The organism is Ruminococcus gauvreauii (assembly GCF_025151995.1).
GTDB lineage: Bacteria > Bacillota > Clostridia > Lachnospirales > Lachnospiraceae > Ruminococcus_G > Ruminococcus_G gauvreauii.
On the sequence record NZ_CP102290.1, the window covers coordinates 108,000 to 120,000 of the forward strand.

Here is a 12,001-nt window from a genome sequence, read left to right on the forward strand (position 1 = left end):
ATGGCAGATACAAAGAAAAAGCAGATACCGCTGAGACTTTCGGCAAAGTTGTACGATGCCCTTGCAGCCTGGGCAGAGGATGACTTCCGTTCCGTGAATGGGCAGATCGAGTATTTGCTTACAGAATGTGTTCGCCAGCGGAAAAAGAACGGGAAATATGTATCTGAGCATTTAGATGAACCCATTGAACTGGATATTGAATAAAAAGTATAAAAGATAAGGCTCGAAGCTATGGATGCTTCGAGCCTTTGTTTATCTTTATTTCTGCACGATGTTAATGATCTTACCCGGAACATAGATTTCTTTCACGATATTCCCGGTCAGCTTGTCGGCAATCACTTCCTTGCCTGCAGCAATGGCGTCTTCTTTTGAGACATCAGCAGGCACGGATACCACACCTCTGGTCTTTCCGTTGATCTGAACCGGAATCTCGATCTCATCGTCCTTCATGGCCTCTTCATCGTGTTTCGGCCAGCGGCTCTCAAATACAGATTCCGTGTGTCCGTACATTTCCCACAGCTCTTCTGTGATATGCGGTGCAAACGGAGCGAGCAGAATGATGAATGTCTCCATCGTTTCCTTATCGATACCGCCTGTCTTCTTTGCCAGTTCGATGAACTTATTGTTATATTCCATGAAGCCGGAGATTACCGTATTCAGGCTGAAACTCTCCAGACGCTGCGTAATGTCAAACACCAGCTTGTGACGCAGCTTTACCATCTCCTTCGTCTCGGCAGCACCGGCCTCGCAGCTGTCGGCTGCCAGCTTCCAGAAGCGGTTCAGGAAACGGTAGACTCCGTCGATTCCGCGGTCATCCCACTCGGCGTCGAGTTCAGGCGGCCCTACAAACAGTTCATACATACGCAGGGAATCGCAGCCATAATCGCGCACAAGATCATCCGGTGATACGACATTTCCCTTGGACTTACTCATCTTAATGCCATTTTTTCCGGTGATCATGCCCTGGTTAAACAGTTTCGTGAACGGTTCCTCAAAATCAACAGCCCCGATGTCATACAGGAATTTTGTATAGAACCTGGAATACAGCAGATGAAGAACCGCGTGCTCCACACCGCCGATATACATGTCAACCGGCAGGTATTTATGTGCCTTTTCTTTGGATACGAGTTCTTCCGTGTTTTTGCTGTCCACATAGCGCAGGAAATACCAGGAGGAACCAGCCCACTGAGGCATGGTGTTTGTCTCGCGTTTTGCATCTGCGCCACAGACCGGGCATTTGCAGTTCACCCATTCATCGATGGCGGCAAGCGGCGACTCTCCTGTTCCTGTTGGCTCATAAGAATCTACCTCCGGCAGGCGAAGCGGGAGATCTTCTTCCGGAACCGGCACATTGCCGCACTTCGGACAGTGAATGATCGGAATCGGTTCTCCCCAGTAACGCTGTCTGGAGAATACCCAGTCGCGCAGCTTGTAATTCACGGTAGCTTTGCCGAGACCGCGCTTTTCGATGATATGCGGTGCCTCTTTTTTCAGGACTGCGGACTCCATGCCGTTCCATTCGCCGGAATTGATCATGGTTCCCGCGGCCTCCGTGTAAGCCTCCGTCATATTCTCGATTTCCACGCCGTCTTTCGCGATAACCTGAACGATCGGAATGTCAAATTTCTTCGCAAACTCAAAGTCACGGTCGTCATGTGCGGGAACACACATGATCGCACCGGTACCGTAGTCTGCCAGTACGTAGTCAGACAGCCAGATCGGAGTCTTTTCACCGTTCAGCGGATTGATCGCATAGCTTCCAGTGAAAACGCCTGTTTTTTCTTTATCCTGAAGCCTGTCAACGTTTGATTTCATGGACGCATCATAGATATATTTTTCTACTTCCGCCCTCTTTTCTTCTGTCGCCAGCGCAGCCGCCAGTTCATGTTCCGGAGCCAGTACCATAAAAGTCGCACCGTAAAGTGTATCCGGTCTTGTCGTATAGACCGTGATCTTCTCGTCTCGTCCGTCAACCGGAAAATCAACTTCCGCGCCGTAGGATTTGCCGATCCAGTCTGACTGCATCTTCTTTACCTTTTCCGGCCAGTCAAGCTTGTCCAGGTCATTCAGCAGGCGGTCTGCGTATGCGGTGATCTTCAGCATCCACTGGCGCAGATTTTTCTTGGTCACCTCGGCACCGCAGCGCTCGCACTTGCCGTTTACCACTTCCTCGTTCGCAAGTCCGGTCTTACAGGACGGACACCAGTTGATCGGAAATTCTTTTTCGTATGCCAGGCCTTCCTTGAACATTTTCACAAAAATCCACTGGGTCCATTTATAGAATTCGGGATCCGTCGTGTTGACTTCCATGTCCCAGTCATAGATTGCTGCAATGTCATTGATCTGCTTTTTGATATTGCTGACATTCTCTGCCGTGGACTTTGCCGGATGAACGCCCATCTTAATGGCATAATTCTCTGCCGGCAGTCCGAATGCGTCCCACCCCATCGGATGAATCAGGTAGTAACCGTTGAGCATCTTGTAACGGCTCCACACGTCAGAAATCACATATCCTCTCCAGTGTCCGACATGAAGCCCGTTTCCGGACGGATACGGAAACATATCCAGACAATAATACTTTTCTTTTTTTCCATCATCAACATTCACGGGATGTTTCTCCCAGTTTTCGCGCCACTTTGTCTCGATCGCTCTGTGGTTATAAGGTACTGCCATTTATTTTTTCCTCCCGGGGTTTGCCCACAATATTCGTACATCCTCTGCCGGCAAAGACGCACGCATCTTTGCCGGCAGAGGGTAAAATCTGTAAATAATTTTACTCATGTCCCTCGTGTTTGTCAAGCAGTTACGAAAGGATATTCATGACCGTGCACACGGGATCGCCTTCCACATATTCCAGTTCGATCGAATCACCCACGTCGTAACCGACAATCTCCATGAAATCCACAACCGGCACATCATAGATCTTGCTGTCATTCTCAAGCACGATATAGAAGTGCGAATTTCCGTCTATGACACTCTGCGCCATCCGGCTGATGGTCCCCTTGACGGTCTCAGACTCATACGTGCCGTCTTCGTCGGCGGTGATTCCGCTGCTTCCGAGGAGTCTGATATAATTCTCTTCACACGCGGAAACCGTGTCTCCGATTGCTACGATCTGATACTTTTGAATATTTACCATCGCGTATTTTTTCACCAGACCTGCATCGTCCTTCAGCGCGATCAGGTACGTCGGCTCATTATGAGTGTTGAGCAGAAGAGGAAACGCCGCATGGTAACCCAGATTCTGAACCTGCCCCTCTGCAGAGGCCATCGCGGAATATTCCTCCGCCCCGTTCACTTCATAATACCTGGTTTCCATCGTCCTCTGATTCATCAGTACGAATCCCACGTTGGACTGGTCACTGCTGACGGATGTAATCCCTGTATAGACCCATACATCATCATCCATCGCCAGATAATTGTATCCATCGGTTGTCTTGAGGCAGCCCTTCTGTCCGAAAATACTGTTAAAGAAGCCATTGACCAGTTTTCCGTGATAGTTATAAAGCTCGATCAGCAGATCTGCCGGATATGCACGGTCAATCCATGTCGGACAGTCTTCAATCGCGTAATCGATCGTCTCCCCCGTCTGTGCATTGCAGAGGACAACACGGCCGATCGTCTGTCCGCCGAAGAGACCGATATTGAATTTTTTCACCGGACATACCCAGTACGGTACACCTTCATCATCTATCTCGAAGCTCAGCTGATCAAAGATATACGTTGGATATCTGAAACGCAGGTGCCGGTATATGTTCCGGTTGAAATATTCAGATTCAGAATATCTGATCGGTTTATCCAGACGTACGAGCTCTGTGTCCTGAGTCGCCATATCGATCTTGATATATGCCGGGATTCCTTCCGACTGATTCGTCAGCCACTTGATCGGACTCGCATATTCCAGAGGACTGACACGGACCGGATCGCCTTTGTAATTGATCTGGGAATAGATACTGCTGACTTCAAACTGTGAGACCATGTCGACCATGTTTCCCATCTTCCTGTTTCCCAGAAGTTCTGCGCTGTCTTTATCCAGAAGCGGTATCTGATTGTAGCTGACCTGTTCGATATCCTCGGTAAAGTTGCGCGTCTCCGGCGACACCAGCTTCTGATATTTATTTGCATTGATGATCGGGGACGACAGGATGCTTCCGATCAGATATGCCGCTACGAGCACCAGGGCAATGCCTCCCAGTATTTTGACAATACCGCTGTGCTTCAGTTCCTGCGGCGTGTACATCCGCTTCCTGAGAATGTATGCTGCCAGCACGATCACTGCCAGAAGGATGACAAAGAGCCAGAATCCGGATGCGTGAATGTTGATGGCCGGCAGGGTCACATAATAGTAAATGCCTGCTAAAAGAATAATGATGATTGCAATGATGATTTTGCCTTTTTTCTTCATAATGTTTTCTCCTACACACAAAGGATGCCGCGGCTGCAGAAATTGATCTGCAGCACCGCAACATCCCCCGTTTTAATTAATTGATATCATCTTGTCTAGTCTTCCGAATCATTCTCCTTGGCAGCTCTCGCCTCAATTTCGCGTGCCTGAACATCGGAAGGTGCCTGCTCATAACGTGCGAATTCATAAGAGAAGTCCCCGCTTCCGCCTGTCATGGAACGCAGAACTGTTGAATATCCGTAGATCTCCAGCATCGGAACGTCCGCTTCAATGACCTGATTTCCGTTGTGGTCAGGATTCATTCCCAGCACGCGGCCTCTGCGCTTGTTCAGATCTCCCATAACGTCTCCGGTATATTTATCCGGGACAGATACCTTCATGGTTACGATCGGTTCCAAAAGCACCGGTGATGCATCCATGAAACCTTTCTTGAAGGCCATGATCGTCGCCATCTTAAATGCCTGCTCCGACGAGTCAACCGGATGGTATGATCCGTCATACAGTACTGCCTTCACGCCGACTACAGGATATGCTGCAAGAGGTCCTTTCAATACGGATTCCTGCAGTCCCTTTTCTACTGCCGGGAAGTAATTCTTCGGAACAGCTCCTCCGACTACGATCTGTTCGAATACGCACGGAGTCTCAAGATCACCTGACGGTTCGAATTTCATTTTAACATGTCCGTACTGTCCATGTCCACCGGATTGTTTTTTGTATTTGCCTTCCACATCTGAAGATTTCCGGATCGTCTCGCGGAACGCAACTTTAGGTTTTGAAAGTTCAATATCGACCTTATAGCGTTCTTTGAGTTTGCTCACGATAATGTCCAGATGCTGATCGCCCATTCCATATAACAATGTCTGGTGATTGAGTGAATCGTTTACTGAACGGATTGTCAGGTCTTCCTGCGTCATTTTCGCCAATGCCTGCGAGATCTTATCCACGTCACCCTTATTTGGTGTTTTATATCTCTTGTATGTATATGGTACCGACATTTCGGGTTTTCCATACATGACAGGCGTGGCTTTTGTCGCGAGAGAATCCCCTGTCTTCGAATTCAGTTTTCCGATCGCACCTATATCGCCTGCATGCAGCTCCGATACTTCAATCGGCTTATTACCTTCCAGAACGTATAATTTGTTCAGTTTCTCTTCCATATCTTCGTCTACATTGTAAAGAACGTCATTGGATTTAATGACACCTGAGCAGACTTTGATCATGGAATATTTACCGATAAACGGATCGACGATCGTTTTAAAGATAGTCGCAGATTTAGCCTTTGTAAAATCGTAATTCGCTTCGTAGATTTCACTGGTGTTCTTAATGATACCGGCACGTTCTCTCTCTTTCGGGCTCGGGAAATATCCGCAGATATCATCCAGAAGGTTGGACACGCCCTGAAGGTTGACCGGTGAACCCATACACACCGGCACGAGGCTTCCCTCATGCACATTCATTGCCAGCGCGGCAGAAATCTCAGCAACTGAGAATTCTTCTCCGCCAAAATAGCGGTCCATGAACTCTTCACTTGTCTCAGCGACAGATTCCAGAAGGATTTCACGGTATTTTTCCAGATACTCCTGAGAGTATTCCGGGATCTCACACTCTTCTTTTTTATCTTTTTCAATGTATCTGCGGCCTTTATTTTTCACTATGTTGATATAGCCCACAAACTTTTCGTTTTCACGGATCGGCATGTGCAGCGGAGCAATCCTCTTGCCGTATAGTTCCGTCAGGCTTTCCACAACCTCACGGTAGCTGACATTGTCTATATCCATCTCCGTGACGAAGATCATTCTGGGTAGTTTATATTTCTCACACAGATCCCACGCTTTCTGTGTTCCCACCTGTACACCGGATTTACCGGATACTACGATAACGGCAGCATCCGCTGCTGCAACAGCTTCCTCTGCCTCCCCGACAAAATCAAAAAAGCCGGGAGTGTCCAGAATATTGAGTTTCATTTTATCCCACTGAATCGGAACTACTGATGTAGAAATCGAAAATCCGCGTTTAATCTCTTCTTTATCAAAATCACTGACTGTATTTCCGTCAGACACTTTTCCCAGTCGGTTTGTCATGCCGGATAAGTAAGCCATTGCTTCTACTAAAGTTGTTTTACCAGCGCCTCCATGTCCCAGCAGGACAACATTTCTGATTCGGTCTGTTCTGTAAATGTCCATAAAATTACCTCCCAAATTTTAGTATGGTTATATTTTACTAAAAACGAACGATAATTTCAAGCTATTTATATAATTTCAACAATTTTCCGGTGTTTTTTTATTTTCTTCTCACATTTCCCCTCATATGCACTCGCGCTTTAAACCGTTAAACTTCAACGTCTTAAAGTATTGACTTTTATATCCGGATACTTTACAATAAAACCGTTGTCTAATAGTAAAAATACACATTAATTATAGAAGAAAGGATATCAAAAACATGATCATTGTAATGAAACCGGGGGCGCCTCAAAGTGCTGTGGATACCGTCAAACGTGCCGTGACAGAAAAAGGTCTCGAAACACATCTCTCACAGGGAAAAGAAGTCACCATCATCGGAGTCGTCGGCAATAAGAATCTTTTATGTAATGAAAACATCGAGCTTATGCCTTTTGTCGATAAAATCGTTCCTATCACGGAGAGTTATAAACTGACAAATAAAAAGTTTCACCCGTCGCCTTCCCGCATTCAGGTGGGTGATACGGAAATCGGTCCCGATACACTCACGGTCATGGCCGGTCCCTGCGCTGTTGAAACCGAGGAGCAGCTGATGGCGATCGCACGTGCTGTGAAAAAAGCAGGCGCTCAGTTTGTACGCGGGGGCGCCTACAAGCCGAGGACTTCTCCGTATTCTTTCCAGGGGCTGGAGGAAGAGGGGCTGAAATACATGGCCGCCGCCCGGGAAGAGACAGGTCTCAAGACCATCTGTGAGGTCATCAGCGCCGACGCGATCAATGCTGCTGTAAAGTATGTCGATATGATTCAGATCGGTGCGCGTAACATGCAGAATTTCCAGCTTCTGCGCGAGGCCGGCAAATCCGGACTCCCTGTCCTTTTAAAACGCGGACTTGCCGCTACCATTGACGAATGGCTGAATGCTGCAGAATATATTATTTCAGAAGGCAATCCCAATGTCGTCCTGTGTGAGCGCGGCATCCGTACGTTTGAGACAGCAACGAGAAATACGCTCGACCTGAGCGCAGTTCCCGTCATCAAAGAGAAATCTCATCTTCCGATCATTGTAGATCCAAGCCATGCCACAGGCGTTTACTCTTACGTCGGACCGCTTGCAAAAGCCGCCGTAGCCTGCGGTGCGGACGGATTGATGATCGAGGTACACAATGACCCTGCACATGCACTCTCGGACGGTCCACAGTCCCTGACTTTCGATAATTTTGACCGGCTGATGCATGATTTGACGGACTACATCAGGCTCGCGGAAAGGAAGCTGTAAATGAGTACAATCACCATTGGCTTTATCGGGCTGGGCCTTATCGGCGGCTCAATTGCCAAGTCTCTGAAGAAGTTCCATCCGGATTGCCGTATCCTGGCATACTCGGCCACGGAAGCCACTCTCCAGCTGGCTCTTTCAGAGCACATCATCGATGAAGCCCTCACAAAGCAGGACGAGCGTTTCGGTACCTGTGATTATATCTTTCTGTGCGCGCCTGTATCGACTAATATAGAGTATCTCCCCTTTCTAAAAGATACCATCAGACCGGACTGCATCGTCACAGATGTAGGTTCCGTAAAAGGCGAGATACATGAGGCCGTCACTGCCGCCGGACTGGACACAAATTTTATCGGCGGTCATCCCATGGCCGGTTCCGAAAAAACCGGTTTAAAGAATGCAACCGATTATCTGATCGAAAATGCCTATTACATCATCACCCCGGGCGGGGAGATCGACGTACTGAAGCTCGGCAATTTTCTGGAACTGATCCAGTCAATCGGTGCCATCCCCATGGTCCTGACCCACGAGGAACACGATTACATAACCGCGGCAGTCAGCCATCTCCCGCACATCGTCGCGGCATCACTCGTGAATCTTGTACATAATCTGGATACCCCGGATGAACACATGAGAACCGTTGCTGCCGGAGGCTTTAAGGATATCACTCGGATTGCCTCTTCATCTCCGGACATGTGGCAGCCAATCTGTCTTGAAAACCGGGCACAGATTTCCAGGGTACTCGATGAATTCATCCGGCTGCTTGTTCAGGCACGCTGCTGGGTAGATCAGGGAGAAGGCACAGATATCTACCATATGTTTGAGACTGCGCGAGATTACAGGGATGCCCTGCCGGACTCTTCAGGAGGACCGCTTAAGAAAAGATATGAGATCTACTGTGATATCTATGATGAAGCCGGCGGAATCGCAACGATCGCAACGCTGCTGGCTATGAATAATATCAGCATTAAAAACATCGGCATCACGCATAACCGTGAATTTGGGGAAGGTGTACTGCGCATCGAATTTTATGATAAGAATGCCTGCGACCACGCTGAGCGCGCTCTCATGGAACGCAATTATACTTTGCACAAAAGATAGGAGTTTGGTATGGAGATAACAAAAAGCAAATGCCTGACAGGCGAACTTTCGATTCCCGGTGACAAGTCAATCTCACACCGCGGCGTGATGTTCGGCGCCCTCTCTCACGGGCTGACCGAGATTTCGAATTTTCTGCAGGGAGCCGACTGTCTCTCTACAATCTCATGTTTTCAGAAAATGGGAGTTAAGATCGAAAACACCGGAAACAGCGTACTGATACATGGAAACGGACTTCACGGCCTTCGTGCCCCGGATACAGTACTAGATGCGGGAAACAGCGGCACCACTACCCGGCTGATCTCAGGCATTCTCGCCGGACAGAATTTTACCTGTGAACTCACCGGAGATGCTTCCATTCAGAAGCGGCCGATGGGCAGAATCCTGAAACCACTGAAACTGATGGGCGCCGAGATCAGCAGTCAGAACGGAAACGACTGCGCTCCGCTCACGATCAGCGGGAGGGCGCTTCATGGAATCCATTACCAGTCGCCTGTTGCATCTGCACAGGTAAAATCGTGCATCCTGCTCGCCGGCTTATATGCAGACGATAAGACGAGTGTGACAGAACCATACCTGTCACGGAATCATACGGAACTGATGCTGTCCCATTTCGGCGCGGACATCGCCTCCGAAGGGACGACAGCCTCGATTTTGCCTGATCCGCTCCTTCACGGCTGCAGGATCAGTGTCCCGGGGGATATCTCCTCCGCCGCATATTTTATCGCCGCGGCGCTCATCATACCTGGTTCAGAGGTGCTGATAAAAAATGTCGGCATCAACCCAACGCGAGACGGCATCCTGCGTGTCTGCCATGAAATGGGAGCTGACATAGAGCTTTTAAATAAACGCAGCGAGGGCGGTGAGCCCGCAGCAGATCTGCTCGTGCGGAGCAGCAAGTTAAAAGGAGTCACGATTGAAGGGGAAATTATCCCCTCCCTGATCGATGAAATTCCTGTTCTCGCAGTCCTGGCTGCATTCGCAGAGGGAACTACCGTGATCCGAAATGCCGAGGAATTGAAAGTAAAAGAATCAAACCGTCTGGACGTGATGGTGAGAGAGCTCTCCAAAATGGGAGCTTCCGTAACAGGCACGGATGACGGACTGATCATCGAAGGCGGCCGGCCGTTACACGGCGCTTTGATTAACAGCCATCTGGATCACCGCATAGCAATGTCTTTTACCGTCGCAGGGATGGCCGCAGATGGTACTACAACCATACAGGACGCTCATTGTGTTGATATTTCTTATCCGGGATTCTATCGGGATATGAAATCGCTTCAGGTATAGAAACAGGTTCAAAAAGAGACGGAAGAAAATTTAATCAGGTTTTCTCCCGTCTCCTTTTTTCATTTATGCTTTCAGGAACCCCTGGATGATCTTTTCCTCTGCCTGTTCTTCGGTGAGGCCGAGTGTGCAGAGTTTAATGATCTGCTCACCCGCAATCTTTCCGATTGCCGCCTCATGGATCAGGGATGCGTCGATGTTCCCTGCATACAATTCCGGTGCGGCATTCACAGTACCGTTGCCGACCAGTATCGCATCACATTCCGAGTGTCCCATACAACGGCAGTTGCCTTTAATCCTGGAGTGATAATCCTGACTGGAATTGCCCTTTGCCACAGAGCGGGATATCAGGTCAACGGCGCTGTCTTCTCCATCCATGGATACCTCGAACTCGGTTGTTGCAGTCTCTTTTTTGTCTGTCAGTATCCGCTCATGGATGATCAGCTGCGCTCTCGCTCCGAGCACGGCCGAAGTCTTCCGTGTGCTGCTGTCCACGCCGCCCAGCTGAACCGTATCCATCTCCAGGACGGCATCCTCCGCCAGTACAATATCCGTCACCGGATCTATCCTTTTTGCACCCTTTCCGTCACCTGTTCCAATATGTTTTTCCTGATACAGGACATGAGCGCCTTTTTCAAGAAAAAAGCGGTGTATTCCATTATGGCGTGCATCTTCCTCTCCGTCCGAGTGGACCCCGCACCCTGCCACAATCGTCACATCGGCGCCGGCAGCCACATAGAAATCATTGTATACAAGATCATCAACGTTCCCATGAGTCACACAGGCGGGAATGTACACGGTCTCCTGCTGTGCATTTCCATCAATCCGGATCACAAGCCCCGGTGCATCTTCCTTGTTCTCGATCCTGATATGTTCCGAAGACTGGCGGCCGGCACACTGTCCGTCTTCCCGAATATTAAAAGCGCCTTTAAACTCTCCGGTAAAATCAGATACTGCCTTCAGCAGTTTTCTGGTAATCTTATTCATCCCTGATGTCCCCCTCTGTTCTATCTTCCAAGCGGACACAGCCCGCCCTTTTCACCGTCCAGCAGCCCCGGAAGAACTTCTTCTCTCGCTCCCTCCATCCGCAGTTTTCCATCCGCTACCACAACAATTCTGTCCGCAATATCCAGAATCCGCTCCTGATGTGAGATGATTAGAAGTGCTTCCCCATGCTTTTTTTTCAGATTTTGAAACGCATCGATCAGGTTTGTAAAACTCCACAGGTCAATGCCTGCCTCCGGCTCATCGAACACCATGATCTTCGAATTTTTTCTTGCCAGTACGGTTGCTATTTCAATTCGTTTGCTCTCTCCGCCGGAAAGACTTGCATCCACCTCACGGTCAATGTATTCCTGCGCGCACAGTCCGACATCACCGAGCACACCGCAGAGCCTGGATTCATCCAGCGGTTCTTCGGCAGAAAGCTCCAGCAGGTCCCTCACGGTCAGAGCCTTAAATCTGACTGGCTGCTGAAACGCATAGCTGACCCCGTTCTGCGCTCTCCTGGTTATATCCCAGTCTGTGATATCCTCCCCATCCAGCAATATTTTACCAGAAGTAGGTGTGACCAGTCCCGCAATCAATTTCGCCAGGGATGTTTTTCCTCCGCCGTTAGGTCCGGTGATAACTGTCAGTTTTCCCTCCGGTACCGTCAGGTTGATATCCTTAAGGATTTCCTCTCCGCCCGGAAGCGTCCAGCAGATTCCTTTCAATTCCAGCATATCAAAGCCTCCTCTTTTGATATAATCGTGTTGTATA

Annotated in this window: 9 protein-coding genes; 4 read left to right on the forward strand and 5 right to left on the reverse strand. The window is 48.9% G+C overall.

The genetic code is table 11. The features are described 5' to 3' along the window. Positions 1 to 204 carry a PTS ascorbate transporter subunit IIC gene (locus NQ502_RS00535; protein WP_028527829.1) on the forward strand — a complete coding sequence of 68 codons (204 nt, stop codon included), beginning with the start codon at positions 1 to 3 and terminating at the stop codon, positions 202 to 204. A gap of 54 nt (positions 205 to 258) precedes the next feature. Here NQ502_RS00535 and leuS read toward each other — a convergent pair whose 3' ends face one another. The 3 genes from leuS to NQ502_RS00550 form a co-directional block, all read right to left on the reverse strand. Continuing rightward, positions 259 to 2,673, reverse strand: coding sequence for a leucine--tRNA ligase (leuS, locus tag NQ502_RS00540; RefSeq protein ID WP_028527828.1), 2,415 nt, complete (start codon positions 2,671 to 2,673; stop codon positions 259 to 261). A gap of 130 nt (positions 2,674 to 2,803) precedes the next feature. Continuing rightward, complete coding sequence (locus tag NQ502_RS00545) at positions 2,804 to 4,405, reverse strand: hypothetical protein (RefSeq protein WP_028527827.1); 1,602 nt, start codon at positions 4,403 to 4,405, stop codon at positions 2,804 to 2,806. A gap of 95 nt (positions 4,406 to 4,500) precedes the next feature. Further along, positions 4,501 to 6,588 (reverse strand): elongation factor G, encoded by a 2,088-nt coding sequence (locus NQ502_RS00550; RefSeq protein WP_028527826.1) that lies wholly within the window; start codon positions 6,586 to 6,588, stop codon positions 4,501 to 4,503. A 256-nt stretch (positions 6,589 to 6,844) separates the two neighbouring features. Here NQ502_RS00550 and aroF point away from each other — a divergent pair, with 256 nt between their 5' ends. From aroF to aroA, 3 genes are read left to right on the forward strand one after another with little or no spacing between them, the layout of a single operon-like run. Beyond that, positions 6,845 to 7,858 (forward strand): 3-deoxy-7-phosphoheptulonate synthase, encoded by a 1,014-nt coding sequence (aroF, locus tag NQ502_RS00555; protein ID WP_028527825.1) that lies wholly within the window; start codon positions 6,845 to 6,847, stop codon positions 7,856 to 7,858. Continuing rightward, positions 7,859 to 8,956 carry a prephenate dehydrogenase gene (locus NQ502_RS00560; protein WP_028527824.1) on the forward strand — a complete coding sequence of 366 codons (1,098 nt, stop codon included), beginning with the start codon at positions 7,859 to 7,861 and terminating at the stop codon, positions 8,954 to 8,956. Between the two features lie 9 nt (positions 8,957 to 8,965). Beyond that, positions 8,966 to 10,243 (forward strand): 3-phosphoshikimate 1-carboxyvinyltransferase, encoded by a 1,278-nt coding sequence (gene aroA, locus NQ502_RS00565; protein ID WP_028527823.1) that lies wholly within the window; start codon positions 8,966 to 8,968, stop codon positions 10,241 to 10,243. Positions 10,244 to 10,306: 63 nt separating this feature from the next. Here aroA and NQ502_RS00570 read toward each other — a convergent pair whose 3' ends face one another. Together NQ502_RS00570 and NQ502_RS00575 are read right to left on the reverse strand one after the other, a co-directional pair. Next, positions 10,307 to 11,227: a SufB/SufD family protein gene (locus NQ502_RS00570; protein ID WP_028527822.1), complete on the reverse strand. Its 921-nt coding sequence runs from the start codon at positions 11,225 to 11,227 to the stop codon at positions 10,307 to 10,309. A 20-nt stretch (positions 11,228 to 11,247) separates the two neighbouring features. Continuing rightward, positions 11,248 to 11,964 carry an energy-coupling factor ABC transporter ATP-binding protein gene (locus NQ502_RS00575; protein WP_028527821.1) on the reverse strand — a complete coding sequence of 239 codons (717 nt, stop codon included), beginning with the start codon at positions 11,962 to 11,964 and terminating at the stop codon, positions 11,248 to 11,250. Between the last annotated feature and the right edge of the window lie 37 nt (positions 11,965 to 12,001).

Bases quoted from the DNA above. Each gene is read 5' to 3' on its own strand.
- NQ502_RS00535 (WP_028527829.1), top strand. From the start codon at position 1: ATGGCAGATACAAAGAAAAAGCAGATACCGCTGAGACTTTCGGCAAAG.
- leuS (WP_028527828.1), bottom strand. From the start codon at position 2,673: ATGGCAGTACCTTATAACCACAGAGCGATCGAGACAAAGTGGCGCGAA.
- NQ502_RS00545 (WP_028527827.1), bottom strand. From the start codon at position 4,405: ATGAAGAAAAAAGGCAAAATCATCATTGCAATCATCATTATTCTTTTA.
- NQ502_RS00550 (WP_028527826.1), bottom strand. From the start codon at position 6,588: ATGGACATTTACAGAACAGACCGAATCAGAAATGTTGTCCTGCTGGGA.
- aroF (WP_028527825.1), top strand. From the start codon at position 6,845: ATGATCATTGTAATGAAACCGGGGGCGCCTCAAAGTGCTGTGGATACC.
- NQ502_RS00560 (WP_028527824.1), top strand. From the start codon at position 7,859: ATGAGTACAATCACCATTGGCTTTATCGGGCTGGGCCTTATCGGCGGC.
- aroA (WP_028527823.1), top strand. From the start codon at position 8,966: ATGGAGATAACAAAAAGCAAATGCCTGACAGGCGAACTTTCGATTCCC.
- NQ502_RS00570 (WP_028527822.1), bottom strand. From the start codon at position 11,227: ATGAATAAGATTACCAGAAAACTGCTGAAGGCAGTATCTGATTTTACC.
- NQ502_RS00575 (WP_028527821.1), bottom strand. From the start codon at position 11,964: ATGCTGGAATTGAAAGGAATCTGCTGGACGCTTCCGGGCGGAGAGGAA.